This window comes from Candidatus Nitrospira nitrificans (assembly GCF_001458775.1).
Lineage (GTDB): Bacteria > Nitrospirota > Nitrospiria > Nitrospirales > Nitrospiraceae > Nitrospira_D > Nitrospira_D nitrificans.
Window position 1 is genome coordinate 1 of record NZ_CZPZ01000020.1, and the last position, 26801, is coordinate 26801.

Annotated in this window: 28 protein-coding genes; 14 read left to right on the plus strand and 14 right to left on the minus strand. The window is 58.0% G+C overall.

The features are described 5' to 3' along the window. Positions 1-577 precede the first annotated feature (577 nt). The 7 genes from COMA2_RS20240 to COMA2_RS12150 form a co-directional block, all read right to left on the minus strand. Positions 578-901 (minus strand): PilZ domain-containing protein, encoded by a 324-nt coding sequence (locus tag COMA2_RS20240; RefSeq protein WP_175304570.1) that lies wholly within the window; start codon positions 899-901, stop codon positions 578-580. A 67-nt stretch (positions 902-968) separates the two neighbouring features. Beyond that, the gene (locus COMA2_RS12125; RefSeq protein WP_090898402.1) at positions 969-1331 is read right to left on the minus strand and encodes a DUF1499 domain-containing protein; all 363 of its coding nucleotides are present in this window, start codon (positions 1329-1331) and stop codon (positions 969-971) included. 115 nt (positions 1332-1446) lie between these two features. Beyond that, on the minus strand, positions 1447-2556 hold the full coding sequence (locus COMA2_RS12130) for a DUF2914 domain-containing protein (protein ID WP_090898406.1): 1110 nt from the start codon (positions 2554-2556) through the stop codon (positions 1447-1449). 136 nt (positions 2557-2692) lie between these two features. Further along, entirely contained in the window at positions 2693-3754 is a 1062-nt protein-coding gene (locus COMA2_RS12135) for a hypothetical protein (protein ID WP_090898409.1), read from the minus strand. An 81-nt stretch (positions 3755-3835) separates the two neighbouring features. Further along, positions 3836-4492: a YajG family lipoprotein gene (locus COMA2_RS12140; RefSeq protein WP_090898412.1), complete on the minus strand. Its 657-nt coding sequence runs from the start codon at positions 4490-4492 to the stop codon at positions 3836-3838. Between the two features lie 82 nt (positions 4493-4574). After that, positions 4575-5198, minus strand: a complete 624-nt coding sequence (locus tag COMA2_RS12145; RefSeq protein WP_139077319.1) for a hypothetical protein — start codon at positions 5196-5198, stop codon at positions 4575-4577. Between the two features lie 209 nt (positions 5199-5407). Then, positions 5408-5701 carry a hypothetical protein gene (locus COMA2_RS12150; protein ID WP_090898418.1) on the minus strand — a complete coding sequence of 98 codons (294 nt, stop codon included), beginning with the start codon at positions 5699-5701 and terminating at the stop codon, positions 5408-5410. 863 nt (positions 5702-6564) lie between these two features. Between COMA2_RS12150 and COMA2_RS12160 the strand changes: the two genes are divergently transcribed. From COMA2_RS12160 to COMA2_RS12200, 9 genes are all read left to right on the plus strand, one after another. After that, a complete protein-coding gene (locus COMA2_RS12160; RefSeq protein WP_090898424.1) occupies positions 6565-7455 on the plus strand; it encodes a polyprenyl synthetase family protein in 891 nt (296 codons plus the stop codon). A 91-nt stretch (positions 7456-7546) separates the two neighbouring features. After that, on the plus strand, positions 7547-8530 hold the full coding sequence (gene hpnA, locus COMA2_RS12165) for a hopanoid-associated sugar epimerase (protein ID WP_090898426.1): 984 nt from the start codon (positions 7547-7549) through the stop codon (positions 8528-8530). Between the two features lie 88 nt (positions 8531-8618). Further along, a complete protein-coding gene (locus COMA2_RS12170) occupies positions 8619-9425 on the plus strand; it encodes a carotenoid biosynthesis protein (protein ID WP_090898429.1) in 807 nt (268 codons plus the stop codon). 136 nt (positions 9426-9561) lie between these two features. Beyond that, positions 9562-9912 (plus strand): hypothetical protein, encoded by a 351-nt coding sequence (locus tag COMA2_RS12175; RefSeq protein WP_139077323.1) that lies wholly within the window; start codon positions 9562-9564, stop codon positions 9910-9912. A gap of 3 nt (positions 9913-9915) precedes the next feature. Beyond that, entirely contained in the window at positions 9916-10374 is a 459-nt protein-coding gene (locus tag COMA2_RS12180; protein ID WP_090898434.1) for a phage holin family protein, read from the plus strand. 238 nt (positions 10375-10612) lie between these two features. Then, positions 10613-12103: a zinc-dependent metalloprotease gene (locus tag COMA2_RS12185; protein ID WP_090898436.1), complete on the plus strand. Its 1491-nt coding sequence runs from the start codon at positions 10613-10615 to the stop codon at positions 12101-12103. A gap of 163 nt (positions 12104-12266) precedes the next feature. Further along, positions 12267-12758: a hypothetical protein gene (locus COMA2_RS12190; protein ID WP_090898438.1), complete on the plus strand. Its 492-nt coding sequence runs from the start codon at positions 12267-12269 to the stop codon at positions 12756-12758. A gap of 79 nt (positions 12759-12837) precedes the next feature. After that, positions 12838-14664, plus strand: a complete 1827-nt coding sequence (locus tag COMA2_RS12195) for an ATP-binding protein (protein WP_175304571.1) — start codon at positions 12838-12840, stop codon at positions 14662-14664. A 194-nt stretch (positions 14665-14858) separates the two neighbouring features. Next, positions 14859-15224 carry a hypothetical protein gene (locus tag COMA2_RS12200; RefSeq protein WP_090898444.1) on the plus strand — a complete coding sequence of 122 codons (366 nt, stop codon included), beginning with the start codon at positions 14859-14861 and terminating at the stop codon, positions 15222-15224. Between the two features lie 63 nt (positions 15225-15287). On the opposite strand, the gene COMA2_RS12205 is transcribed toward COMA2_RS12200, so the two are convergent. The 6 genes from COMA2_RS12205 to COMA2_RS12230 all read right to left on the minus strand — a co-directional run bounded on the left by COMA2_RS12205 (position 15288) and on the right by COMA2_RS12230 (position 20693). Next, positions 15288-15863, minus strand: coding sequence for a DNA-3-methyladenine glycosylase (locus COMA2_RS12205; RefSeq protein WP_090898448.1), 576 nt, complete (start codon positions 15861-15863; stop codon positions 15288-15290). A 147-nt stretch (positions 15864-16010) separates the two neighbouring features. Further along, positions 16011-18059: a TonB-dependent receptor gene (locus COMA2_RS12210; protein ID WP_245630997.1), complete on the minus strand. Its 2049-nt coding sequence runs from the start codon at positions 18057-18059 to the stop codon at positions 16011-16013. Between the two features lie 114 nt (positions 18060-18173). Then, entirely contained in the window at positions 18174-18599 is a 426-nt protein-coding gene (locus COMA2_RS12215) for a DUF3842 family protein (RefSeq protein ID WP_090898451.1), read from the minus strand. A 2-nt stretch (positions 18600-18601) separates the two neighbouring features. Beyond that, on the minus strand, positions 18602-19018 hold the full coding sequence (nikR, locus tag COMA2_RS12220) for a nickel-responsive transcriptional regulator NikR (protein WP_090898454.1): 417 nt from the start codon (positions 19016-19018) through the stop codon (positions 18602-18604). 152 nt (positions 19019-19170) lie between these two features. Then, positions 19171-20094 (minus strand): cupin domain-containing protein, encoded by a 924-nt coding sequence (locus COMA2_RS19820; protein WP_139077325.1) that lies wholly within the window; start codon positions 20092-20094, stop codon positions 19171-19173. Continuing rightward, positions 20091-20693: a sigma-70 family RNA polymerase sigma factor gene (locus tag COMA2_RS12230; RefSeq protein WP_217490726.1), complete on the minus strand. Its 603-nt coding sequence runs from the start codon at positions 20691-20693 to the stop codon at positions 20091-20093. The genes COMA2_RS19820 and COMA2_RS12230 overlap by 4 nt, the downstream gene beginning before the upstream one ends. A gap of 248 nt (positions 20694-20941) precedes the next feature. Here COMA2_RS12230 and COMA2_RS12235 point away from each other — a divergent pair, with 248 nt between their 5' ends. The 5 genes from COMA2_RS12235 (at position 20942) to COMA2_RS12255 (ending at position 26194) form a co-directional block, all read left to right on the plus strand. Continuing rightward, entirely contained in the window at positions 20942-21163 is a 222-nt protein-coding gene (locus COMA2_RS12235; RefSeq protein ID WP_090898457.1) for a hypothetical protein, read from the plus strand. A 43-nt stretch (positions 21164-21206) separates the two neighbouring features. Beyond that, the gene (locus tag COMA2_RS12240) at positions 21207-22697 is read left to right on the plus strand and encodes a DUF4331 domain-containing protein (RefSeq protein ID WP_090898461.1); all 1491 of its coding nucleotides are present in this window, start codon (positions 21207-21209) and stop codon (positions 22695-22697) included. A gap of 605 nt (positions 22698-23302) precedes the next feature. After that, a complete protein-coding gene (locus tag COMA2_RS19825; RefSeq protein ID WP_139077327.1) occupies positions 23303-23629 on the plus strand; it encodes an energy transducer TonB in 327 nt (108 codons plus the stop codon). Positions 23630-23648: 19 nt separating this feature from the next. Further along, a complete protein-coding gene (locus COMA2_RS12250) occupies positions 23649-24863 on the plus strand; it encodes a tetratricopeptide repeat protein (RefSeq protein WP_090898468.1) in 1215 nt (404 codons plus the stop codon). Then, the gene (locus tag COMA2_RS12255; protein ID WP_217490727.1) at positions 24860-26194 is read left to right on the plus strand and encodes a HupE/UreJ family protein; all 1335 of its coding nucleotides are present in this window, start codon (positions 24860-24862) and stop codon (positions 26192-26194) included. The genes COMA2_RS12250 and COMA2_RS12255 overlap by 4 nt, the downstream gene beginning before the upstream one ends. Positions 26195-26205: 11 nt before the next feature. Here COMA2_RS12255 and COMA2_RS12260 read toward each other — a convergent pair. Continuing rightward, positions 26206-26801 (minus strand): zinc-binding dehydrogenase (locus tag COMA2_RS12260; protein ID WP_090898474.1); only part of this gene is annotated, 596 nt, incomplete at its 5' end.

Here is a 26801-nt window from a genome sequence, read left to right on the forward strand (position 1 = left end):
GTATGCCGTCATCTCCAGATCTCGTCCGGGACATCCCTCGCATTGAGCTGCCTGAGCGTCTCTGCACGTGGTGTAAGGTGCTCATGCGGAAGCGGCTCGTGGGGGGCAACCAATTCATTCATTACACGTGCCCCAAATGCATTTTTCAACATACGCGCCGGCTGGGACCAAAGCCATAAGCCTCTGAGTGAATGGGTGGCTAAGAGCAGCTTGCCGCTGGTCGACTCCCCGTGGAGATAGAATCGTCGCGATCCTAGTTTTGAGTGAGTCCTACGACCCCAAATAGACCGGCGACGCTCACCTGGCACTCGCCGGCTCTTCTACCTGATCACGTGTCCGTCCTCCGGGCCCCATCTATTCCGGTCAAGAACACCCTGCGCCCTGAAGACGAGGATAACTAGACTGCTCCATTCCTGGAGCCGTCTGGACGAAGGAGCGACCTGGGATGAGAGATCCCTATCCTCGGCAGCTCGCAGCATCTCAAGGGAAGCAACAAGCCGACCGTGCCACATCTTAATTTTGTGGAGAAGGAACAGAGGGCAAGTGGGGCCCGCCAGGCGTTAACCTCGGCATCTCCCTAACCGCGGGATAAACTATTCTGGACATGATCATTGAGAAGATGGGTCAGTCGTTCTCGATCTTCAGGATTGATGGCGATAATTTTTGCGCCGAGCTTTGGGGTACGCACGTGAATGACTTCCAACTCGCAGGTGAGGGATCTCCCTCCATCAAGTTCAATCCCGAGTTGGAGCACATCGCCGCGCTTCACGAACAGACGGCTTTCCAGACGGACGCCGGATTCGCTGACGTCGACTACCTTGCACGGCGCCGAGAGCGAGCCGCGCTGCAACCGGCCGACACGTCCGACATCGACACGCGAATGCTTACGCTTGAACCCCATTGCCGGTCCCCCTATGTCCGGCATCATAACAAGAGGGACGATCAGGCCAAAGCAATTACCGAAATGCTCAGAGTTTCCCTTCCACCAACGCCCGTAGCTGCTCCATTCGCTGTCGGTTGACACCGAAATCGCTGTAGCCCGTGCGGGAAGCCGAACGGAAGTGAACCGTCTTTGTGGCGTCATCGAAGAGGAACTCCACATCATCGACGAATCGGAGCAGCAGGCTGGTGAACTCGTAATGAAGGTATGTCTCGTCCTCATCGACGAGCTTGGTTCGAGGCAATGTTGCGCACACCGCTTTCAACGCCTCTTTGGCTTCCGCGCGAGACTTCTTGTACGGAAACGGCGCGATCGCGTGGCTCTCATCGGCCGCCTGAGTCGAGACGCAATTGGGGCTGGAGGGGCAAGGGGGAAGAGTTCGCTGGTTCATTGGCCCGCACTGTACTCGCTTCCGGCGCCGCCCGCAACCAAATCTCCGTAGCCAGCAAGTCTCTCCCGCCTCATCAAGTACCGTGAGGCCACTCAATCGTTTGGTGATCAGGAGATTAATACGACACAGTCGCCAGCGTCGGATCGGCTTCAGGTCGGCCTTCAACGATTACCGACACCCGTCCAATGATGCGCCCGTCTTCCGCTTCCACATCCACACGCCAGTGGCCGGGGTCCAGACCCTGCTTGAAACTGTACGCCCGATAGCCGCCTTCGCGTCCGCCTGAGATCTTCAGCGGGATTTTGTCCGCATGGGTGAAAGGCCGGTTGTCGTTCGGACGGTAGTACCAGTGGTGATAGATCGTGGTATGGAGATCGATCGGCGCAAAGACCGCGGTAAAACAATAGATCGGCGTGTTCGATGGATAGGTCGTATCCGAGCGTTTCCAGACCTGATACCACCGTTTCTCAAACGACAGTTCAAACTGGTCGCCCGTTCGCGTGATCTCGTGATACATCCCGCCGAACTTCAACGACAAAGGAACCGGCGGGATCCAATTCAGAAAGTAGAAGCCTACTAGGAGCGCGATGAAGGCAACGGTCGGGACGGTCACCCCGATCGCTTCGCGTCTCGACCGGTCGGGATTATCGCGATAGATGAGCTGAACGATCCGCAAGGTCACCGCCACGCTGACCCCCGCTCCGATCAAGAAGACCACCGCGTTCATGTAGCCCGTTATCACGGGCAAAAAGAACGTGAAAAAGGCGAAACTGACCACTCCGTACAGACCGACCAACAGGCGGAGATTCGACAGGCGGTCGCGTAAAAACTCGTTGGCCACCAAGAGCGCGATCAGCAGGCTGAAGAATACCGCCGTGCCGGTGAACGAGGCGCTTCGCGAATAGAAAATCGTGTAGGCGCTGAAGAGGCCGCCCAGCAGAAACTGACTCGCCATGGGGTAGTAGGGGCGGCTCTCGATTACCCTGCGAGTGAACGGGGAAAGCGACGCCAATTGTTCTCGATCGGGGGGAGGCTCGATTCCCAATCGCCCCGTCAAGACGATCAAGGCGCCAAGTAGGGCAAGATACAGCATCAGAATCAGGTTATCTTGTAACCGGTCGATGCGCGTGAGAGTCACGGTGTCGTAGGTGACACCCGAAAGAAAGAACACAACCGGCATGAACGGCTTTGCGAGCGCGGATTGGATCTTCGTGAGCGGGCTCATGTCGCCTCTGTGCGAAATTTCGTTCGATTGTTCAATGAAATAGTGAATCGCGCGGCGTCCATATTACGTCGGGGGGGGGTACGTTGAGGATTGTTTCGAGCCGAGAACGAAGCTGGAGGACTTTTTCAGCATCCTGTCAAACGAACGCCGGTAACGGGGCATACACGACGGGATGACCGATCAGCCGTTCCAACCACGGGGCCATCGCATCTTCGCGGAGCGGAGCGTGATTGAGACGCGCTTCGATCTTGAACTGTCCGTCGACTCCGACGATGCCGATGATGGCCGAGGCATCCTCGCCGTCAGGCAATACCACCTTCGTCTGAAATTCACAGAGCGTGGCGTACAGGAGGCCATGCGGTCGAATCGCATTTTGCACCTCAGGCAAATCATCCAACGGGCAATGGACGGAACAGCGATAGGCCAGTCGCGCCCCCGGCTCGATCCCCTGGAATTCCGCCAACGCGGCTTCTGAAAATCCCGTGAGATAGGCGCGAACTCCGGCCGGTTCCGGATTGAACGTCTCGGCGAGCTTGCTGGCCGGCACCAGGAATTCAAACGCGTCGGACGTGTTGTACTCGAACTGGCAAGGACCGAACGCGTCGGGCCATGAGCAGAAGAACGGAATGGACGTATCGGAAGGTCGGAGGACCACGACGTTCTTCTCCACGTGTGTCTCAATCGGCAGGTCCAGGACGGTGATCGCGTCGAGGAAGGCCGCTCGCCGCTCGTCCAGCCAGCTGGTCCGATCGACATCGCCACGAGTTTCGCCGGGCGTGATAACCGCGTGAGTCTGAAGACGAACCCGGATGAAGGAATGGGCATGCCGAAACCCAATCCACAACATGGCCCGTGGGTCATGCAGCTGTAGGACCTCTCGAATGCGCCATGGATGGCTGATGGAGCAATACGTGCCGATATCTTGATGGCGCTGATAGACCGTGTGATAGGCCCCCGAGAGCAGAAAGAAATCGCCGCGCCACCCTTCTCGTACATGGACGAGCGTGACGTCTTCCGTGGCCCAGGGATCCAGCTGATCGAAGTCGTCGGACGACCCGACCGTCCATTCTTCCACATAGCAGATCACGTCGCTGGCAGGCGAAACCGGCTTGAGCCCGAGCGCGGCGAGTCGCTCCCCGACGGCAAGCGCCTGACCGAAGCTCAAGGACGTCGTCGATTCCCACCGTCGCTCACGCACTGTGAGGGATCCTTGAAGACAGATTGAGGTGACCGGCAACCCTCAGACAATCAACGCCTCTTCCGACTGGGTAGCACAGGCTCACTCTTGCAGGAGCCGACGGGCCGGGCGTAACGCCTTGTTGTCGATCGTCGTATCGACGATCAGCCGATCCAGTCCGTCTTTCAAGGTCGCCGCCAGTTGTTCGCGCACGTCGTCTTCATTGAACCAGAACACCGTTCGACTTCGACCCCCTTCAATCGTGCGGATGGTCGTGCTTCGATCGACGAGATTCCTGGCCTGAATCGTAAACCGGCTGGTGGTATCGATGACGGTGGAAAAGACGCGGCTCTTCACGGTCGCGGAAAAATCCTGCACCTGTCCGCTGATGACAATATCGGCCTCGGCGGCAGATCCGGCCGGAGCCACGCGCACATTCCATACCCGATCCCGCCACCCGCGGGTTCTGAGGCGATCGGCGAGTCGCTGCGTGATCGCGCCCGCAGGCCGATCACCCAACACATCGAACTGCGTGGTGCCGCCCCAGAGATGCGAGCGCGTTCCCACCCGGCTCTTGTCTCCCCGTCGATCGTCAAACGGTTCGATGGCGATTTTGACCGGCTCGATGTCGGTCACCTGCACCATCGGTGGCTTCTCCCGCAAATCCAGATAGCGCACCTCTCCTGTTCCCCTACAGCCGGCCAGCATGGTCGCCATCATGATGGCACAGCCCAAAACGCGCAATGACGATTGCTTCACAGGCTCCTCCCGGTCAAAGGTCAAAAAGAGTGGCGGCCCAGTCTACCCAAGTTTGGGGCCAGAGACAATTAGGATAAAAAAGTTACGGGATGACGAGGGGGAACAGTGACCGAAAGGTTTCGCACGCCATCTGAGCCAAACCACCCTCCCGTACTCGAGGATCTCCCAAAGGCATGCAGCGAACGACCTTCAGAAACGACCGTTCAGCCAGCACGGCGGCAATCTGGGCCTTCCGGTCATGGGTGATCGGCAACGTATAGCCCTCCCCGCATTTCCACTCCCATAACGACGGGGCCAGAGAAAGTTCCAGGCCTTTTCCCGCGAGCTGATGAAATCGGCCGAGCAGCTGACGCTTGTATCGCCCGATCTCCGAGCCTTCAAGCAAGAGCGCGCAAGCCACATGGTGCCCCCACCAGACCAGCGTACGGAACGTAAACGTGTTCGCGCCGGAGAAGTGTTTGGGATAATCCAGGTATTGATAGGGAAAATCCTCCAGATGCTCGCCTTTGACCAGCTGATGGAGGTGTGGATTGAAATCAGGAGGGGCGACGAGCGACAGACCTGCCAGCTCATTCTGCAAGGCGCCATGCGTGGCCTCAAGCATGGCTCGTATTTTTGCCGAGATCGCGGCCTTTTTCCGAAAGAAGTGCGCGTCGGCCAGGAGCGTCGTCTCATCGTCGGTGAACAGCATAAGACTGGGAGTCATAGCACGCAGTTAATTCACGAGGATGATGAAAAAGCTGACCGTCTCGCCCGCCCAGCCCCAGCGCGCCCGCTTCGCACGCCTCGCGCCTGTGTCGACGCCCGGCGCGGCGAAGCCGAGGGCCGAGACGCGCCTTCGCCGAACAAGTCCCCAGCGAAGTTCCATGAGGCGACGAATAAGGCGCGGCACGTTTGTGAACGCCCCTGTGATGGCTACTTATGGCGTGTTTCAAACGCCGTGACCGTCAGTTCGTACTGCCGTCGGCAGTCGGCACAGCGCAGCCGCACCAAATCTTGAAAGACATCCATCTCACGGAGCGTCAACGAGGCATGATGAGTCGACACGCAAGCCTTGAGGAACTCTTCGCCCGGCGGCTCGTCTCGTGAAATGCCGTCTCCCGCCGGATGTTGTGCTGAGGATGCTTGGGACGTGACCGTGGCGACCGTCAGATAATGAGCCGACTTGCATGAACTGCAGGTGAGAACCAACGCGTTCTCATCGGTCATTCGCTTAGCGGTCACACACAGAGGGTGGACAGACCAACACTGTTGTAGAAATGCCCCGCTACGGATGACCTGCGTCATGATCGTCTAGCAGGCTGTTGAATAAGCCCGCCGGCTCCCTGTGAAATATCCGGGACTTCTCAAACGTGCTATGTCACTCCGGGCGCCTGTGCGCAGAGCAGGTTGAAGAACGGAAGTCAGGGCATGGCAGCCAGAGGAGCGCCAGCCTTCGTCGGAGCAGGAACGACAATCCCCTCCTGGATCGAACGACAGGTTTTGCACACCCGTGGCCGTGCTTTCAGAAAAGAAATCTTCCCACTGGCAAGACAACTGTAATGGACAAACTCGTCACAGACCGTGCATCGAGACCAGCCCCCACGGAGCATCGTTTTGTTCCGATACAGGTCTTCTTGGCACACTCGGCACAGGCGGGCCTCAACCCCAAGCATCATCGGCTCCCATTCCCCGCCACCTTTTCGAATACTCATAAGAATAGGAGTATAGCGGGGCAACCGGCGGAAACACAAGCGAAGGGAAAGCTCTACTTGGCCCTGCCGCATGAAACCCAATAGCCCGGTTTTCGCTTCAGATGCATCACAACCGCCACAAATGGTTTGCCCTGCTCACGGCGTAGATCAGGCCATAAGGAAACTGGTGTAGGAGATAGCGTCAAAACCGGCCTTTCAAGATACACCAGACCCGAGGATGTCGCTGAAAGCCGATTCAACGGCATCAAGGAATTCCAGTCCTGGCCCATCACGACAGTCTTCACGAGTTCCCTCTCCCACTCTCCCGTTTGACTCATCCCTAATCGTTTGTTACTCTCCGCGCGAATCATGCTTTCATACTCCAACAAGCGAGTGTTCATGAACATTGCGGACTATTTGGAGCAAAAACGCATCGAGGTCGATCGGTTTCTTGATTGTGTCGCCCCGCCGGCAGCTGTGCCGCCGACGACGTTGCATGAGAGCCTGCGCTACAGCCTGCTGGCCGGTGGGAAGCGGGTGCGGCCCATTCTCACGATCGCCGCGGCTGAAGCGTTGGACCAGACACCGCCCGGCCTTCTGGCAGTCGCCTGCTCGTTGGAGCTGATCCATACCTATTCGCTGATCCACGATGACTTGCCCTCTATGGATAACGACGATTTTCGCCGTGGAAAGCCGACGAACCATAAAGTATATGGCGAGGCGATGGCGATCCTCGCCGGCGATGCCCTGCTCACCATGGCCTTCGACCTGGTCAGCCGACCGGATCTCATGAAGGGCACCGATCCGGTGCGGCAAGTCCGCATCATTCAAGAATTGGCCTTTGGCTCCGGCAACATGGGCATGGTGGGAGGTCAGGTGTTCGACATCCAGGCAGAAAACAAGGATATCGATCTTCCGACTCTTCAGAACATTCACAAGCACAAGACCGGCATGCTCATCCGCGCCGCGGTCCGCATGGGTGCCATCGCCGCCGGAGCGAACGACCGGCAGCTTGACGACATGACCGGCTATGCCGAAGACATCGGGCTGGCATTTCAGATTGCCGATGACGTGCTGAACGTGACCGGCACCAGAGAAGAGCTGGGGAAGAATCCCAACACCGACGCCGAGCGCGGAAAGAAAACCTACCCGACGTTTTACGGCGTGGATGGGGCCAAGAAACTGGCCGGCGACTGTATCACCCGCGCCATCAACCGCTTGTCATCGTTCGGTCCTTCCGCCGATCCTCTGCGTGAGATCGCGCGGTATATCACAAACCGCAAGAACTAACGTCGTTCGTGAAACGCAAACCCATACGATCGAGCGATCACCCTCATATCACGCGCTTCACGCTTCACGCTTCACGCTTCACGTCTTCATCATGAAAGCCCTCGTCACAGGCGCCACCGGATTTGTCGGAGCGGCGGTGGCACGGGCGCTCGTGCGGGCCGGCGTCGAAGCCCGTGTGTTGGCGCGACCGGATTCCGATCTCCGGAATCTGGAAGGCCTCTCCGTTGAACGAGTCGCAGGCGATTTACGAGACCCCGTCTCATTGCGCAAAGCCCTCGCCGGCTGCCGCCACCTCTACCATGTCGCCGCTCATTACGCCCTCTGGGCCAAAGATCCCTCGATCTTCTACGACATCAACGTCACCGGCACCAGAAATCTGCTGGAAGCCGCGCGCGACATCGGGGTGGAGCGCACGGTTTACTGCAGCACGATCGGCGCGATTGGTTTGCCGCCTGGCGGGGGACTCGGAACGGAAGAGACTCCGGTATCGCTCGACCAAATGGCCGGCCACTATAAACGTTCGAAGTACTTGGCCGAGCAAGAAGTACACAAGCTGGCCAAAGAAGGATTACCGGTCGTCATTGTGAATCCCAGCGCGCCGGTCGGCGAGAGCGATGTGAAGCCGACGCCGACCGGGCAGGTTATCGTCGATTTCATGAAGGGGCGAATGCCGGCCTATATTGAAACCGGGATGAACATCATCGATGTCGATGATGTCGCCACCGGCCATCTGCTGGCCATGGAGAAAGGCTGCCAGGGCGAGCGGTATATTCTGGGCTCTCACAACTTATTGCTTCGAGAGGTGTTCGAGATTCTGAGTACGCTGACCGGCATCAAAGCGCCGGCCGTCAAATTACCGAGGAGCGCCGTGTTACCCCTGGCCTATCTCAATCACTGGCTCGCCGACTTCACGGGCCGCCCTCCACGCATCCCGCTGGAGGGCGTGAAGATGGCCAAGTATAAGATGCACTACGATTGCAGCAAGGCGATTCGAGAGCTCGGCTTGCCACAGAATCCTCCGGAAATCGCGCTGGAGAAAGCGGTGCGGTGGTTTCGCGACCACAAGTATGCATGAACTGGGAAATGCATGGGTGATGGGTAATGGCTGATGGCAGACCCCTCCGCTCGTCTACCATGCGACATCAACCATCCGCCATAATTTCATGGACATTTTTCTCCTTTTCCTCAACACCATTCTCTTCCGTCCCTATGTTTTTCTTTTCCTTGCCGCATTTCTCTTCTCCGCCGTCAAACTGATCGGCTGGCCGCGAACCTGGCGCTTCTGGCTGATCAGCTGGATCACGGCGTTCGTCTGTGAGTTCTCGTCCACGCGCACCGGGATTCCGTTCGGCTGGTATTTCTACAATGGTTCGACGGTCGGCCAGGAACTGTACTTTTTCGAGGTGCCGTTCATGGATTCCATTTCGTTCAGCTTCCTGCTTTTCGCCGCCTACTGTGTCGCGCTCGGGTTGCTGCTGCCCTTTGCATCATCGCCGACACACGCCCGCTTTCCTCTACGGCAGTTGACCTTCGATCTAAGCGCGCGTACGAGTCGGGGGGTCTATGCACTCGCCGCGTTCCTCTTCGCCTTTATCGATATGGTCATCGATCCGGTCGCTCTGCGCGGCGATCGTTGGTTCTTGGGGAAAATCTACTATTACCCCGACCCGGGCCGGCATTTCGGTGTCCCATTCGCGAACTATGTCGGCTGGGCGGTGGTCGGACTGATTTCGCTGACTATCTATTTCTCGCTGGACCGGCGCCTTCCTCCTCTTTCGCCGTCCCGGTTCCTCACACAGCGGCTCTTGCTGGGAATCGGGCTGTATTATGGAGTCTTGGCCTTCAACCTCGGCATGACCTTCTGGATCGGAGAATCGTTCATGGGCATGAGCGGCCTGCTCATGCACCTCCCTGTCCTTGCTCTGCTGATCGCTCGCCTCTCGGGTTTTCAGCGATTGCACCCCACCTAATGGCGAGGTGGCATTCACCGTGAAGAATTTGTATAGTGAGACGATTACGATGGAAGTCATGTGGATTGGATAGCGTCGCGCAATCCCGGGTTGCCGCTCCAGATCCAACTCCGACTGATCCTCGCCAGGCGTCATCATGGCAATGAACGACACTCGACTCATCGCGGCGGGCGTGATTCTCCTCGCATTCTTCCTGTGGCTGTCCCCCGTGGCCTCGGCCACGGGTCCGGAGTTGCTGCACGTGCTCGGCATCGTGGCGGCAATCGATGAGAAACATATTGAAGTCAAAACAGCCAGAGGGCCGGTCGTGTCGGTCCTGCTCAACAAGCAGGTGAAATACAAAAACAAGAACAACCCGAAATCGATCGGCCCGCCCGCCGTGGGAGACCGTGTCATCATTGAGGCCTCGAAAGAGGACAAGCATAAGAAAGTGACGGCGACCATCGTGCACTATTCACCGATCAGGAGCGCTCCGCTCCCGCAATAACCGATGCCGACCATTCGCTTTGCTCGAGCCGTCCATGAATCGCCGTTCCATGGCGGGGTGCGCCACGCGCTCCTGCGCATCCTCATCACCGGCATTGCGGTGTTTTTGGCGATCTCGATCGTCCCTGGCCTGGAGGCCGACAGCCTGACAGCCGGTATTGCTGCGGTCTTGGTCCTTACCGTCCTGAATGTGATTCTCCGTCCTATTCTGTTCCTGCTGACTCTCCCGCTGATCGTCTTCACTCTCGGTCTCTTTCTCGTGGTGCTGAACGCGCTGCTGCTGGAACTGACGGCGTTTCTTGTGAAGGGGTTCACGGTGTCCGGGTTCTGGTCTTCCGTCGGCGGCGCGCTGGTCATCAGTCTTGTCACGACCATCCTCAACAGCTGGACCGTCGACCGGCGCCCTCTACCCGAAGTCCCCGACGAACCGCGGCGCCCTCCAAAAATTATCAATCCGGATTGAGGCCTCCGCACTCCAAGAACGCGCGATGCGGCTTTCCGCGTAGGTCGCGACCTTCATATTTACAGCCTCCACACAATTTTCATTCCTACCTGTCTCCGAACATAATATGTCGTATATCCAAATCGTTTGATATTGAAGACGATCTTGACCCTTTGCCATGAAAACGTGTCATCCCATGATGAGGCATACCCCTTGCTCCGATGAGCCCTGTCACCTTATCTAGCCGAAGGAGAGTTACATGGAGCTGACTTTGCCGATTCGACAGTCACCAAGAGACCGTACGACACCTCGCCTCTCGCTCGTTCATTCACGCACGATGGCCCTGTGCCTGTGCGTTGCTGCGCTCGGCGTACCGGCCGCCGGCATGGGCGCATCGACGCCGTCCCAGCTGCCGCTCTTTGTGGAAACCTCAAGCGACATTCCCCCTGCGATCGCCCAAGCCTTTCCGTCGCCTGAGATGTCGAAGCGATGGGTGCGTCGACACCGCACCATGGGTCTTAATCCCGATGCATTGGGGGCCATGAAGCACGTTCGTAAAGAGGCCAAACCTGATATCACGCTGGACCTCTTTGACGCCGGAACGCGCGCGCTGGAGCTTGACGAGCCGGAAGTGCATCGCAATAAGGCGACGGTGTGGCGTGGACGGTTGCGCGGAGATCAGGACAGCGACGTCACATTGGCGGTGCGCGGGACAAAGATGGTCGGCACGATTGTCTCGGGCCAGCGTCTCTACAAAATCGAGCCGACCGAGGACCATCGGCATCGTCTCGTCGAAATCGACGAAGACGCCATGCGGCCGGATCACCATCCACTCGTGGTGCCCGACGATGGAACTCCCGCGGAACCGCTCGCTCCGGAGCCAGACCTCCCGCAGCCTGATGCCCGTTCGACTGCAGCGGCAGCGACGACGAACACCGCCGTCGACCTGTTGGTCGTTTACACCCCCACGGCACGAGCGAAGCAGGGCGGCCAGGCCGCCATGAATGCGCTGATTGCAATGGGCGTCGATTTGGCCAATCAAGCTTACAGCAACAGCCGGATCGCGATGCAACTTCGGCTGGTCCGCGCCGCCGAGGTCGCGTATGCGGAAACGGGCGACATCAGCACTGATCTCTCCCGTTTGCGCGGCACGACCGACGGCTTCATGGATCAGGTTCATCAACTGCGGAATCAATACAAAGCGGATCTGGTTGCATTGATCGTGGACAACGGCGGGGCCTATTGCGGGATCGCCTATGTCATGGCGAACGGCCCACGCGCAAGTTTCGCCGGTTACGCATTCAGCGTGACGGATCGCGATTGCGTGGCGAATAACACGCTCACGCATGAACTGGGGCACAATATGGGCGATGCGCACGATCGCGCGAGCGGCGGGACCGGGGTGTTTCCCTACTCGTATGGCTATCGGGACCCCATCGGAAAATTCCGAACGATCATGGCCTACGCCTGCCCCACTGTCTCCTGCCCACGCGTGAAGTATTTCTCAAACCCGACGATCTTGATCAACGGCCGGCCGGCCGGGATCGATCACCGGATCAACCCGACGAATTCCGCGGACAATGCCCGCTCGATGAACGAAGTCCGTCACGTCATTGCCGCCTGGCGAACAGGACCCCCAACCGCCGCCCGTGCAAAGCCAAACACAGGTGTGCTCAATGATGACGGCGAGGAGTCCGACGACGATGGAGACAAGGTTTCAGACGATGATTCCCGTGGAAAGGCTCACTAAAACTCTTACCAAACAGCTCGCGAAAAATCTCGTGCGACGTTCCCTTAACCGAAGAAACAGGGGGAAGGGCTGGCTGCCGGCCCTTCCCCTGTCATGATCGCGCCGAGATGTCACGTTCGATATAATGAGAGGCTTCTGAAGCCTGGCCCGGAAGGACGATGCTGTGCGTTACCGATTCAGCCATATTCTTCTCGCCGTAGCGCTGGGAATCATTGTCGGCCAGATGGCATGGGCTGATGAGCCACCGGCGCCAAAGGGCTTGTGGCACTCCACTCCGGCACCTCCCTCCGCCGGTCAACCACCGGCGCCGCGAAAGCCGTGGATGCTCCGCGAGCGAGAGATCACACTCGACCTCCCACTTCTCCAGCTTCTCAAGGATGCGGGAGCGAGGCCCCTTCCCAGAATCACCGTCGAGCTCTTCGACAATGCCAACCCCGAACTGGACGTCACCTCCACGATCTCCCGCATCAACGACACCGCTGTCATTCGTGGAACCTTCAAGCCTCCCGTAGAAGGCGACTTCACTTTTGTGATCACCGGCAATCTTTTGATCGGAACGATCCAGATCGGCGACCGGATCTATAAAACCGACCATATTGCCAATGGCCGACTGCGGCTGGTTGAACTCGATCCCGACAAAATGCCGCGAGATTGACCGGCAAGGCGCCCTCGTTCCGAGAGAGTAGCTATTCATCAACGTTCAGGCTACAATGCGTCCGCTCGGACTTGAACGTATGACCACGGCACTTGCTCAAACCAAACCGGCTCCGGAAACGCATCTTCAACGGACGTTGAACGCCGCCTTGAACGATATCGGCACGGATGCCGCGTTGGCGGCCATCTTTCATCAGGAAAACGGCCCGCTCGTCGAGCATGCGTCGCGCGGATTCACGCCGAGAGACGTCCAAGCCATTCTCCGCACTCTCTCGACCCAGCGCGCTGCGGCCTTGACCCAGACGACCCAAGATCCCGACGGTGGGCGCGCCATCCGCCTGCGATTGATCACCCCCGGGGCGAAATCCCTGCTGGTCATTCCGCTTCGCCACCTCAATAACGTTTACGGATGCCTGGTCATCGGACGGAAGGAGAGCGCCGCCTTCTCCAAGAAAGATAAATCCCAGCTGGAGCAGCTGTGCGACGGCATGACCAAGGCGCTGGACCGCGAAGGACTCTTTAACACCAGCGCGGTGTTGAGTCGTTCCTACGTCACCCAGGAACCAGGCCCTCCTCAGCCGACCGGAGCGGACCTGTTCCCGCCGATGATCAAACACTTTTCACCCGCGCTTCAAGAAAAGATCGAGGCGGTGTTGACCGAAGCTCATGAATATGTGGCCTATGACCGCGCCTGGGCTTGCTACTACGATCCGCTGGCCGGAAATGTCGAGGTATTGGGGGCCGCCGGCGATGTGAAACTCGATCCCAAAGATGCCAAGAAAGATTTAAAGCCCGGTCAACGCTTGACGCTCGACAGCTCAGCCGCGGGATGGGCCGTCCGCCATCGTAAGCCCCGCGTGGATCACGATCTGGCCTCCACCCAAGGTCGCTTTCTCGACCACAAACATCTCTTCAAGGACCGGTTTCAATCGTCGCTCGTCATTCCTTTCTTCGTGAAAGGCCAAGTCGGCGGAACGTTCACGCTGGGGTCGAAAGATCCACAACGGTATCAGACCACCGATGCGCGTACGCTGGAACCCATCATTCTCAAACTCGCGGAGCTCTTGCAGGCACCGGCGCCGCAGGCTGCCGTTCCGGCTCCGACGACCGACCTCGACGGAACACCGGGCTCCCAGCCGGCCGTGGCCGTCCCGTCCGAGCCCATCATTCGAAAGCAAGAACGCCAGGCCGCGATCGGAGAGTTCAGCGCATTCTTGGCGACGGAAATTCGCGAGCCGCTCGCGTCCATTCGCTCACAACTCGAAGAAGTGACCGGTGAAGGGATCCTCGACTTCGATCCCCAGACACGGGTTGAGAATGCCATGCGCGATTTGATCCGAATCGAGGCGATTCTCAATGAGATCCTCGACTTCGCCAAACCGCTCGAACTGAATCGCCATCTCTGCCGCATTCCGGAAGTGCTCGAAAGCGCCCTCGTGGTGGTCGGAACCGATCTGGAAGCAACCCGTATCCAAGTCACCAAGGACTACGCCAATATCATTGCGCCGGTGCGCGGCGATGAAGCCAAGCTTCAACAGACATTCTTGAGCATTTTCCGCAACGCGTGCGAGGCCATGTCTCCCGGCGGCCATCTCCATATCCAGGTCTCACAACATCGCGCCGGACGAGGGTTCGAGGTTCAGATTCTCATCAAGAACGACGGGGTCCCGATTCCCGCTGAAATCGTCGACAAAGTGTTTGAGCCATTTTTCACCACCAAGAGCTCAGGCATCGGCCTCGGTCTCCCCAGCGTCAAGAAAATCATTGAAGAACACGGCGGGGCCATTGCGATCGGGAGCGCCGTCGGCGAGGGCACGACCGTCACCATCCGTCTACCTGGCGTCAGCCGCGGACCGACATTTCGGCACCGTGGGCGTGGTCGCCGTCCCCCGCGTCGACCGAGCTGATGCGTGCGTCCTGTTCTCTCTCGCATCGCTCGCGGCTCATCCCGACAGGATGGGATGTGGGCAACGGCCGTCATGTCGCGCCCGTTTGACAGAACCACCCTCCGTCGCTATGATTCACGCCTCGGAGAGAGTCATCCGAATTGAGTACGCCGACTGATGTTTATCCATTGTCATAGCTCAAAGGGAGAATGGGTATGAAACTCGCTATCGCTGCAATCGCAACAGTCTCCGCAGTTCTATTTGGGATGTCCATGGCATCGGCCAACCCGGCGCTGCTTCCCAAACATGACGGCTATCCGATGAAGAACTCCGGCAGCCCCGTGAACGGCCAGCCGACCGCAAACGATCCAGGCCAAGCAGATGCGTACGGCGCCTCCTCGTTGCTGAAATCCGCAGACTCGGTCAAAAATGCGGAACAGAAACTGACGAAAACGGACAATGCCAGAATTACCGAGGGCCAGGGCGCCGGCCGGTTGCCGAATGTGGAGGGGCCTCAGATCACAATCGCTCCGCCGGTGACCTCCGCGACTAAAATCACCGGCGATCGCAAAATCGACTGATTGCAGATGTAGCACGTAGACAAGGGGAATTCCGGGCAAACCGGGATTCCCCTTTTTATTGGCTCACTGGATCATGATTCCTGTCTGGCCACCTTGCGCCCTATGCCCGCGATCAACCAATCTAAACCGCCAGGGTTTTTTGGCCCACTCCGCCGCATAGTCCACGCCGATTCTCGGAAATGTGCCGACCTGCTTTCCGGAAACTCTCGCTCCTCGATCTTCAAACCAGAGGGATTGCCCCTGTGTCATGTCGAGTCGATGTAATGACCGATCGATGCCCAGCTCGCGGCAGAGCTTTCCAGGGCCGTCGATCAATTCGCCGTCGACTTCAATCGCCCGAATCAGCACGGCGGCGGGAAACTCCGTCCGCTCCGTGACCACGTTCAACATGTGGTACATGCCGTAGATCAGGTAGACGTAGGATATTCCCGGAGGGCCGAACAAGACCTCCGTTCGCGCGGTCCTTCCTTTCGAGGCATGACAGGCTTTGTCTTCGCAACCGACATAGGCTTCAACTTCGATGATTTTTCCGGCAATCTCCTCTTTTCCATTCTCGCGCACCAAATACTTGCCGACCAGAGATCGAGCCACGGTCAGCGTGGGGCGGGTAAAGAACGCGCGAGCGAGGATCGTCGACATGATGATACTGAATGGAAAATGGTTGATGATGAATGACGAATGCCAATGGTTGATGGTGAATGGTAAATGTCGGAGGAAGACTTTTCAATCCTCATCGGCCCATTCATCATCATTAACCATTGACCATTCACCTCAACCATTCACGGCTCAAAAATACCAGGCCAACCCTCCCATGACTGTCCGAGGATTCCCCGGTACAAAGTGGATGTCCGTCACTCCAGCCGGCTCAGTTCGCAGGCGCGATTCGAACGCAAAAATCGCCTGCTCCCACTTCGTGTTGAACAAGTTTTGAATGAAGAGAAATGCTTCCAAACGCCCGTGCGGCAATTTGACCGGTATGCGGTAGCGTTCCGAGAGATCGAAGGTAATCCATGAAGGCGACTTGATGCTCCGATCTTCGATGAGCGGCCGAACGCCGAGATACGTCGCTTGCAATTGAGAGGTGAGCCCTTCAGGCCACTGTAAGATGGCCGCGCCATAGGCCGTATATTCAGGCGCCAGCGGAATGGCGTCGCCGTTGCGGAACTCCGCGTGCGTCCAGGTAAAGCTGCCGTTGACGTAGAGGGGACCCCACACTTTGCCGCGCGCGGCTATTTCAAAGCCTTGCCGTCTGCTGCCCCCACGGATCTCAGTCGTCCCCTCGTCGCCTACAAAGACGAGTTCGGACTGCAAATCGAGCCGCCAGGCTGTGGCGATCAATTCGAGCCCCTCAGGTCCCCAGGGCTTGGACCGGAGGCCGATCTCATAGTTTCTGCCGCGAGCCAGCGGAGAAGAGCCGAGCGTCACGGCCGACCGCGCGTCGTTGCTGTGAAATCCTTCGCCATAGTTTAAGAAGAGTTCCGTCCTGGCCCACGGGCCAACAATCATGCTGATTTTGGGGAGGACGATGCTGGAGGCGGCCTTGCCGGACGGTTGCTCCGGACAGGTGGGACAGCGGTTGCCGACATCGAAGGTAAAAAACTCGCTCCGCACACCTCCGACGAGCCTCATCCAGGGGAACGGCTGTGCTTCCGCTTTGAAGAACGGCGAGTAGGAGGCTTGAAAGACTTTGCTGTCGACGGTTGTTCCGGTTGGAATCCTGATCCTTTGTGTCCCCAACCTGAGGTTGATATCATCCGCTCTGACCTGAAATCCCACCGTCCCGACGATGGGGACACCTAAGAACTCTGCGCGCTGCTTGTAGCCGATGTCCCCGCCGTAAATAGCGCGGCGATCGAACTGGGCAAAGCCGTCGCCGTTGGAGGGGTCCCTGAGGAAATACGTAAAATTCGTGAACAGGTCCAACCGATAATATTGGCCGTAGGCATTGGCAAAGAACTGGCCGTTGCTCGTCGTGTCGTAGTGATAATTCAGTTGGCCGGTCGTCCGAAGCGTGTTACCCCCCTCCGTCGGATCGATCGACCCAAAGCGATCGAGTACCCCGGTGCTGACGGCTCTGAACGGAATCTCGCCGGAGCCGTCCCATCTGGACTGCAGAAAGGTGGCTTGCAAGCTGAGTTCGTCCCGCCCGGTCAAGTTCGTGGTCAGTTTCCCGAATACATTGGCGCGATGGTATTGATTGTCGTTGATATAGGGGCCGTTCGAATAATAGCCTTCCGCCGCGATCAATGTCCGCACCCGATCCTTCGTCGGCGAAAACATGAGGAGATAGCGTTGCGCGTGATACTCCCCGCCTGCTCCTTGGATGATACCTTCCTTCACGACATCGCGCGTTTTGAAATTCACCACGCCCGCCGTGGCGAAGTCTCCGAACTCTGGGAGGTACGTGCCTTTGTACACGTCGAGTCCGGCGATGGTCTCTGGAATGATGAAGTTGAGGTCGGTATAGCCCTGTCCGTGCGCATGGGTGCGCAGGTTGATCGGCATTCCGTCGAATAGAAACGCCACATCGGTCCCGTGGTCGGCATCAAAGCCGCGCAGAAAGTATTGGTCGGCTTTTCCGGCTCCGCCCGAATGTTCCACGGCGACGAACCCCGGGATGAGCCGCAGCACTTGGGCAGGTCTCCCCTGAGGCTGCAACACGACTTCCTTGTCGGGGATGAACTGTTGCGAAGAGGCCGCCACCGGTCGTTCCGCGACGACGGAAACTTCCGGCACTTCCAGCTCAGGCTCATCCGGGTCGTGAGCCCATGCGAACGATATGGAGGCTGCGCTCAGGATGACGGTCAGGAGGAGACGAACCCATCGCATATTCATCTACCTCACATATACACGTGGGCAGATGAGACACCCACGGTGATCTGGACACAACCAGCTCGTCGGTCGGCACAGACCCTCGTGGTCTCGCAACTCAGAACGAAGGGAAGACTGTTATGCGTGGCAGGTTGCTTGTACGACAACGCGGACTCGTACGAGGCACTCGTCAATCAACCTATCCATCGTTCGGCCTTCGGTCCCCACGATTTCTACCCGGGCTCGATTCAGCGGCAACAGCACCTTCTTGGCCTTCGCCTCAAGAATCGTTCCAACAATCTCGGGAGTGACTTCACCCAACAGGGCCCCAGGCAATACCAAGTTCAACGAGGTCACAATGACATCAACGGTCGGCAATACCTTTGCGATCGCCTCGATTCCCCACGCAACCTGTTCGGCCCCTGCGTCCCGCATCGCTTCAGCGGCCGCGAGGTTGGTTCCCAACGCCAGGATTTGGCAGTCGCAATTCAAGGCCCCTCTCAATCCCGACACCAGACGGGAACCCAGTCCACCGCCGCGGCCGTCGATCACACAGACCCGCACGGTTAGTCCAGGCCCTTTCCGGTCGTCGTCATGGTCAACTTCCCGTGTTTCACTCCTTTCACGCTCACTAACGCATCAGCTACTTTTCGAATGTCGGATCCTTTGCCTTTCACCACCAGGACTTCCAAGCAATAGTCATGATCGAGATGCACATGCATGCCGGAGAGGATCTGACCATGGTAGTCATGCTGAATGTCCGTCAACTTGCTCGTCAGATCCCGCACATGATGGTCGTACACGAACGTGATGGTGCCGACCGTTTCCTTGTTCTCATCCCATTCTTGGCCGACCAGATTGTTGCGGATGAGATCGCGCAACGCTTCAGATCGGTTGGTGTACTTGCGTCGTTCGATATGGCGATCGAAGGCATTCAAGAGATGATGGTCGAGCGAGACACCGAACCGCACCAGCTTTTTCATCGTCTTCTTCCCTCTTGTAGTGGCACGACTCTTATTTTAGTAACACCATGGCGCCAGGGAAATCAATCCGCGATTCGAGATTCTGAATGTTCTACGGAAACTCTGTTGCGGTTGGATTCACGGGCGTGTGAAAACCTGCGCCCGAGGAATACCTATGGAAGCAATTCGTTCTGGGGAGAGGAAATCGCGAGCAGCACACACCCGTCGTCGGTCGAAGTGTCATAGTGTTCCGTGCCGGCTTCGGCGCGATGATAGTCCCCGACCGTCATCTCACGGCCGGCGATACTGCAACCGCCCTCAAGCACATAGAGTTCTTCCACCTCGGTGTGGCGATGCGGCGCATAACGGGTGCCTGATGCAAAACGTAAGAGGGCGGTGGTTCTGCGAGAAACCGGATCGAAGGCCAACAACTTGGCCGTCACTCCCGGCGCGATCTCTCGCCAAACTCCTTCGGTCGCCTTGATGAAGGTGAGTCCCTTCGTTGGCTGTTGAAGCGTCATCTTGGCCTTCCAATATCTGAGCCGCTCGGACGTCACGGAACGGATCGCAAGAACCCGCAGGAAGTTTGACACGGCCGCCCGGCAAGACCGCAGCCACGAGGAGAGAGCGCCACCCTCTCGGGAAAGGGGTCTCTCGCTTTGAGTCCTTCCCGCATCATTCACGAGGACAGGCGTTTCACTTAGGCCGCGCACCGATTGTTCGTTTTCAAGTCGGATATCCGATTGCCCCTCGATTCGCGACAGGAGCCGTTCCCGCACAGAAGCCCGAGGCGTTAGAGGGACAACCCCTAAGGCCAGGGTATCGGCGGCTAACTCAAACTGCTCGGCTTCCCGAGCAGCCTCCAAGGCGACTTGCTTGACGAGCCGTTCCCGAAGAGCCGAAGGAGGCGTGATCGGAGCCACGGCCTCAGCCAAGACCTCCGTGGTCGCTTGATAAGCCCTTGTCGCTTGGCGCAAGGGATGCGCCTCTCCTTGGAGGCTCGCCATGAAGACAGGACGATCGTCCTCATCCAAGATTCCCAGGGCATAGAGCATCGCCTGCTCTTCCAATTCTTCCGGCAGCTTGGTCTCTGTCACGACACTAATCCTGTCTCATAGGGCGCGAGCGCTTCGCGCAATTTGATCATCCCCAATCGAATTCTCGTCTTCACGGTCCCCAGGGGCACCCGCAGTTGCTCGGCGATTTCGCTCTGACTCAACCCATAGAAATAAGCCAGCGCAATGGCTTGCCGCTGTTCCGCAGTCAGCGCCGCCAAGGCCTGCTGCACGAACCTCCGGCGCTCTTGCCCTTCGACTTCCTGTTCCGGCGTGTCCTCCTCGCTGGCAAACAAGTGCGCGGCATCCAACGATTCGATCCGGCCATGTTCGGCTGCTCCCGCGCGAAATCGGTCGATCGCCCTCGTGCGGGCCAAGGTCATCAGCCAGGCGCCCGGCGCGCCTCGGGTTCGATCGTAGGCATGGGCCTGCCGCCACACTTGGGCGTAGACGTCCATAGTGACTTCTTCGGCGGATTCACGATTATTGAGAATCTTATAGACCAGCCCGAATACCTGGGGGCTGGTGCGGTCGTAAAACGTCGCAAGCGCGGCCTGATCACCCTGCGCCGTGAGGGCGATCAATTGCGCCCATTCTTGGTCTTGAGCTTGCTTGGCTGTTTCCGATGACATGACTGACATGGAGTCTTCCCCCATAACGCTGTACGAGAGGAAAGGGAAGATCGGATTGCTGATTGCGAGATTTATGTGAGCCCTTGATGGAGATCGGACTATAGCACCGCGAAAATAGCCCGGCAAGCAGAGGCCTGCCTCGCAAACACATCCGAATCAGCAATCCGCTCGTAGTGATGAGCAGACCGCCTGCAGGCGCCGAACACACAGACAGGTTGACAACAGCGGCATTTCACCATGAGGAGGAGAACGGAACCATGAAATCATCCATTGTTTGGCCTCTGGGAGTCGTTTGCGCCGTCGGACTCATGTCCGGATGCGGCGGGAACGATAACGTGCCCATCATCACGCCGAACGGCCCGACGGCTTCAGCGGATGATCAGCGCGCGCCGGAATCGGATGCGCTGACGTCGGAAGAACTCACACTGGTAAGCCAGGCTGACTCGGAACCCGATCCGGCTCCTAGGACGGATCTGTAACGCAACCCGCTCGCAAGGCGGATCAATTCAGAAGGAGGACTCCATGTTCGCTCAAATTCGACCATTCATAGTGACGCTACTGGCGGTGCTCACGGCAGCGCCGGTCTATGCGGCCAGCCATCGCGAAGCTCCGTTGATCGCCAATGACCCAGCGGCCGATATCACCGATTTTTATTTTTTCCGGAGCTGGCAGGATCCTGACAAAGCCATCCTGGTCATGAACGTGATTCCGAGTCAGGAGCCGGGATCCGGTCCCAATTACTTTAATTTTGCCGACGACGTGCTCTACGAAATTCATATCGACAACAACAAAAACAACATCGCGGCGAACATCGTCTATCAAGTCCGGTTCAAGACCGAGATCCGCCAGCCGGGCAATGTGTTCCCCTTATCCTATGTCGCCTTGCCGCCGATCACGGCCCTCACCGGCGGTGGATCGGAAGGACTGCTCCTCAGACAGAGTTACACCGTCACGGAAATCCGATACGGTCAGCGCCCCAGAGATCTCGGAACCGGCGGCATGCATGCCGTCCCCTCGAATGTCGGCCCACGAACGATGCCGAGATACGAAGACCTCGCTGAAAAATGGATCTACCCCCTGAAGAATGGAGGGCGCGTGTTCGCCGGTCAACGAGATGAGACGTTCTACATCGATTTAGGGGGAACATTCGATACATTGAACCTGCACATCTCGCCGATTCTTTCCAATGCCGACGATGCCAACGATGCGATCATCGTCGGAGCGCCCGGCGCCGGAACCGCCGATACGTTCAGCGGTTTCAACGTGAACACCATTGCGTTGGAAATTCCCATCAGCGAGCTCCTCGGCCCAAACGGGAATAAGGTGCTCGGCGCCTATGCCAGTACGAGCCGGCCCAAAGTCAGCGTCATCAAGAAAAACGGCGACCGTGACAACAGCACTCGCTTCGTCCAGGTGGCACGCATGGGCAACCCGCTCGTCAATGAGCTGGTGATCCCGACGAACATGAAGGACAAGTGGAATGCCACGGATGCGGAAGACGAGAATGATTTTGTCTCGTTCTATTGCAACTCGGCGCTCGCAACAGCGCTCAATACGGTCTTCGGTACCGGCTTCCCGACGGCGAATCGCGAAGATCTCGTGAACGCCTTACTCCGGTATGCGCCGGGCCCGGCGGTCTGCGGCTCCGGCAAGACCAACGAAGCACTCGCCGATTTCATTCGAGTCGACTTGGACGTCCCACCGACTCAGGCTGCCGGTCAAAAGCGGCTCGGTCCTTTGGCCCATGATCCCAGCGGCAATGCGACACCGGATAGAGCCGGCTGGCCGAACGGACGTCGTCCAAACGACGATGTCACGGACGTGGCCCTGCGCGTCGTCGCCGGGATCCTGACGAATCCCTCCGTGCCGAACCTCGGCGACGGGGTCAATTTCAACGTCGGGTCAGTCGGCAGTAACAAGACGGCCAACGGTATCGCGAAGGAGTTTCCATTCCTTCCTACGCCGTTCGATGGCCGTGATCGTCGCCACATCGACCCACGAGAACCACAGTAACGATCGCCAACCGGGTGCCGCATTGGTGTGCGGCACCCGCGCCGTTGGAGGGTACGGACATGAACCAGGAGACGACAACACAGGGATTGAGAATACGATTCCTGCATGGTTGGTTCGTCTCATTCGTGCTCCACGGACTTTTGTTTTTCACCTTGCTCCCGTTATTCCGGCAGTCCGTGATCACTGCCCACAATAAACTGTTTCACTGGGACGTTACGCTCGTGCGATCGACACCAACATCTTCCGAGTCGATTCAAACCGCCGATGTCCCTCAATCGACCGTACCGAAGCAATCAGTTCGCACATCCACTGTTTCTCACGTCAACCGCACGATTCGTCATGCAGCCCCATCGGCTGAACGCATCACCTCACGCACTCCAACGGCCGAAGCGCCGGTCACATTACCGAGCGAGGTAGCCACAACCTCGATATCAGATGAATTGCCCTCTACTCTGGACCAGACAACTGAACCTCCACGACAACAGACTGAACCACCGATTGGCTCGACGACACCAGCACCACCACAACCGGAAACAGCCGCTGCCGCCGCTCCACCCAAGGAAAATGCTCCACCTACTGACGCCACCCAGCCATCGCCGGCACAGATGACAGCATCAGAACTTGCCGCTGTGTCCGCGATACGGCCCGACTACGGCTGGCTCCAGCAGGCGATCTTCCGGAGGCTGGAGGAACTCAAGCGATCTTCTCGCCCATCACTCGATGACTCACGCCCCCTCAGAGTCACGGTCAAGGCCGTGGTCTCAAGGGAAGGAATCTTACTGGACTCCGTGGTGGTGAAGAGTTCAGGCCTGGATCATATCGATCAGGAAGCGATGGCACTCGTGCAGCAAGCCTTCCCGATGCTGCTGGACCGCCCATTGGACCTGCAGCAGGTCGCCATGCGCATTCCCATCACCTATTCACGCGAGTAGTCCAATGACTCGATCTCTCATGATGGTTACCGTCCTTGGTTGGTTCACACTGAGCCAGGTCAGCATCGCGTCGTCCGAGCCTTACCGCCCGACGGATGATACACAGATTCTCGAACGGCTCAGCTTCAAAGCATCCGATCCCGTTGCGCGCGAATTCGAAGTCTTGCGCAACGACCTGCGACGAAATCCTCGCCATCTTGAATCCGCTGTAAAACTCGCTACTCGCTATATCGAACAAGGTCGATCGGAAGGCGATCCTCGTTTCCTTGGACAGGCACAGGCAATCCTTACTCCTTGGTGGCACGAGCCGACACCTCCGCCTGCCACGCTCCTCTTGCGCGCAACGATCAGGCAGAATGCCCATGAATTCGACCAGGCTCTGGCCGATCTCGACCAGGTATTGGCTCTACAACCGACCAACGCCCAAGCATGGCTTATCAAGGCATCGATCCTACAGGTACAGGCACGTTACGACGATGCGCGACGAGCATGCCAGCGACTCACAAGGTTGGTTGCCTCTCGTGTGTTTCTCGGATGCCTGGGCGATATCGCTGGAATAACAGGTCAATCAACGAAAAGCTTGGAATTCCTCCGGCCAGTACTTTTAGATCCGGGCCTCATCGGTCGCGAGAAAATCTGGATTGCGACAATCCTAGCTGAAACAGCCGCCCGCACCGGGGCCATCCAAGAGGCTGAGAATTATTTCGCTGATGCCTTCAAGGTCGGCATTAAGGACCAATACTTGCTGAGCGCCTATGCGGATTTCTTGCTGGATCAAGGCCGTTATCAAGACGTCGTCTTCCTTGTTCAACACCAGACGAGAACCGATGGCTTACTCTTGCGCCTGGCCCTAGCGGAACAGGCACTGGGGTTGCCCTGGTTCCAAAACCATGCATCAGAACTCGCGGCCCGCTTCGCTGCCGCTCGTGAGCGAGGAACGACGGCACATGTCCGGGAAGAAGCGCGTTTCACATTGGCGTTACTGCATGATGCCAACCGGGCGTTGCCGCTGGCCCAGGCCAATTGGAACGTACAGCGAGAACCGGCGGACGCCAGGATTCTCCTTGAAAGCGCGCTCGCGGTCGGAAACCATTCGGCAGCCCAACCGGTGCTTGATTGGATGAAGAGTAACCGCGTGGAAGACTTTCACTTGCAACAACTCGCGAAACAGATTCAAGCGACCACATTCTCACAGCCGCGAAAAGATTCGGCGTTCGTGCGAAGACCAACATGACTTCAGGATGCTCAAAAAGGCCGCTGTTCTCATCCGACCATCGCCGGTGCGCCCGCTTCGCTCGCCTCGCGGCTGCGTCGACGCCCGGCGCGGCGAAGCCGAGGGCCAAGATGCGCCTCTCCGCAGGCAAGGCCGCTGCGAGCGAAGAGGTGGGGCATACGCCTCGGTATGTCGAGTCACTGAGCTATGCGAGAACGGCGACGACCTTCTTGAGCATCCTGCTCGTCATCGCCTGGCTTCTGCCCACTCTTCCGGCTTGGGCCCATAAGCCCAGCGACAGCTACCTCTCACTGTCTGTTCAGAATCATCACATCGAAGGGCGATGGGACATCGCTTTGCGCGACCTCGACGATGCCATCGGATTGGACAGTGATGGAAACGGCCAACTCACCTGGGGAGAGGTTCGGAACAAGCATGACGAAATCAGGGCCTATTCGCTCTCTCGCCTTGCCCTATCGGCCGACAAACAGGTCTGCATGACTCAGGCGCTGGAGCAACTTATCGACCATCACACGGATGGAGCCTATGCGGTCCTGCATTTTCGCGCCGATTGCGGCGATCCGATTGAACGGCTCGCGGTGAACTACCGACTCCTGTTCGATATGGATGCGCAACATAAGGGGCTCTTGCGTCTGACCCAAGGCGGACAAACCAGCGCCGCCGTTTTTAGCCGCGAATCGCCGACTCATGAATTCTCGATCACCGAGCGGTCACGCTGGGCCGAGAGCATGCAATTCATTCACGAGGGGATTTGGCACATCTGGATGGGGTTCGACCATGTCCTGTTCTTGCTTGCCCTCTTGCTCCCCGCGGTTTTGATCCAAGTCGAGGGTCGATGGCAAGCGGTTACGGATTTCTCGTCGGTCTGGTGGAACGTCGTCGGCATCGTCACGGCCTTTACCGTAGCGCATTCGCTGACGTTGAGCCTCGCGGCTTTTGATATCGTTCGACTTCCATCTCGGCTGGTGGAATCGACCATCGCGGCCTCGGTCGTCCTTGCGGGACTTGGCAATTTATATCCCACGATGATGGGTCGTCGTTGGATGATTGCCTTTGGATTCGGCCTTATCCATGGGTTCGGATTCGCCGCCGTGCTCACGGATCTCGGGCTGCCTCAAGATTCATTACTGCTGAGCCTGCTCAGCTTCAACCTCGGGGTGGAAATCGGCCAACTCGCCATCGTCGCCGCATTCTTGCCGCTGGCCTACCTGATCCGCCGTTCCTGGTCATATCCAAGGTTGGTCCTCACCGGCGGATCACTAGCGGTGATCGCCATCGCCCTCGTCTGGTTCACAGAACGCGCCTTCGATCTTCAACTGCTTCTTTTCTAGCAGAATGACACTCATAGCTGGACGACGACCTTTCCTACGTTGGCATGCTGTTCCAGCATCGTATGGCCGGCGCGGAGATTCTCGACCGTCAGTCCAGTCAACACACGGTTGGCCGTCGTACGCATCTTGCCGGATTCAATCAAGCTCTTCACCTCCTTGAGGATTTCCCCCTGAGAAGCGGCACGATAGTCGAAACTCGACTTCGTGAACATGAGTTCCCAATGCAGGCTCACCGATTTCGACTTGAACAGGGAGAGATCCAACCCATCTGCATCATCGATCATCCCGACTTCCCCGAATGGAGCAATAATGTCTGCCATCTTCGACCAATGCTCACCCGAATGGGTCGTGCTAAAAATGAAGTCCACAAACTTCATCCCCAGTGCTCGTATATCAGCCACAAACGTCTGATGGGAGACCACGTGGTCAGCGCCAAGATCGCCGACCCATTGTTTGCTCTCCGGTCGTGACGCTGTGGCAATCACCGTCATGGGGGTTTTCAACTTGAGCAGCTGAATCGCTTGTGACCCAACGCCGCCGGCGCCACCGATAATCAGGATCGTCCGCCGATCCGACCCGGTGAGGCCCATTTTTTCAAAGAGCATCT

Bases quoted from the DNA above. Each gene is read 5' to 3' on its own strand.
- COMA2_RS20240 (WP_175304570.1), bottom strand. From the start codon at position 901: ATGGGGTTCAAGCGTAAGCATTCGCGTGTCGATGTCGGACGTGTCGGC.
- COMA2_RS12125 (WP_090898402.1), bottom strand. From the start codon at position 1,331: ATGAACCAGCGAACTCTTCCCCCTTGCCCCTCCAGCCCCAATTGCGTC.
- COMA2_RS12130 (WP_090898406.1), bottom strand. From the start codon at position 2,556: ATGAGCCCGCTCACGAAGATCCAATCCGCGCTCGCAAAGCCGTTCATG.
- COMA2_RS12145 (WP_139077319.1), bottom strand. From the start codon at position 5,198: ATGACTCCCAGTCTTATGCTGTTCACCGACGATGAGACGACGCTCCTG.
- COMA2_RS12150 (WP_090898418.1), bottom strand. From the start codon at position 5,701: ATGACCGATGAGAACGCGTTGGTTCTCACCTGCAGTTCATGCAAGTCG.
- COMA2_RS12160 (WP_090898424.1), top strand. From the start codon at position 6,565: ATGAACATTGCGGACTATTTGGAGCAAAAACGCATCGAGGTCGATCGG.
- hpnA (WP_090898426.1), top strand. From the start codon at position 7,547: ATGAAAGCCCTCGTCACAGGCGCCACCGGATTTGTCGGAGCGGCGGTG.
- COMA2_RS12170 (WP_090898429.1), top strand. From the start codon at position 8,619: ATGGACATTTTTCTCCTTTTCCTCAACACCATTCTCTTCCGTCCCTAT.
- COMA2_RS12175 (WP_139077323.1), top strand. From the start codon at position 9,562: ATGGCAATGAACGACACTCGACTCATCGCGGCGGGCGTGATTCTCCTC.
- COMA2_RS12180 (WP_090898434.1), top strand. From the start codon at position 9,916: ATGCCGACCATTCGCTTTGCTCGAGCCGTCCATGAATCGCCGTTCCAT.
- COMA2_RS12185 (WP_090898436.1), top strand. From the start codon at position 10,613: ATGGAGCTGACTTTGCCGATTCGACAGTCACCAAGAGACCGTACGACA.
- COMA2_RS12195 (WP_175304571.1), top strand. From the start codon at position 12,838: ATGACCACGGCACTTGCTCAAACCAAACCGGCTCCGGAAACGCATCTT.
- COMA2_RS12200 (WP_090898444.1), top strand. From the start codon at position 14,859: ATGAAACTCGCTATCGCTGCAATCGCAACAGTCTCCGCAGTTCTATTT.
- COMA2_RS12205 (WP_090898448.1), bottom strand. From the start codon at position 15,863: ATGTCGACGATCCTCGCTCGCGCGTTCTTTACCCGCCCCACGCTGACC.
- COMA2_RS12210 (WP_245630997.1), bottom strand. From the start codon at position 18,059: ATGAATATGCGATGGGTTCGTCTCCTCCTGACCGTCATCCTGAGCGCA.
- nikR (WP_090898454.1), bottom strand. From the start codon at position 19,018: ATGAAAAAGCTGGTGCGGTTCGGTGTCTCGCTCGACCATCATCTCTTG.
- COMA2_RS12230 (WP_217490726.1), bottom strand. From the start codon at position 20,693: ATGTCAGTCATGTCATCGGAAACAGCCAAGCAAGCTCAAGACCAAGAA.
- COMA2_RS12235 (WP_090898457.1), top strand. From the start codon at position 20,942: ATGAAATCATCCATTGTTTGGCCTCTGGGAGTCGTTTGCGCCGTCGGA.
- COMA2_RS12240 (WP_090898461.1), top strand. From the start codon at position 21,207: ATGTTCGCTCAAATTCGACCATTCATAGTGACGCTACTGGCGGTGCTC.
- COMA2_RS19825 (WP_139077327.1), top strand. From the start codon at position 23,303: ATGACAGCATCAGAACTTGCCGCTGTGTCCGCGATACGGCCCGACTAC.
- COMA2_RS12250 (WP_090898468.1), top strand. From the start codon at position 23,649: ATGATGGTTACCGTCCTTGGTTGGTTCACACTGAGCCAGGTCAGCATC.
- COMA2_RS12255 (WP_217490727.1), top strand. From the start codon at position 24,860: ATGACTTCAGGATGCTCAAAAAGGCCGCTGTTCTCATCCGACCATCGC.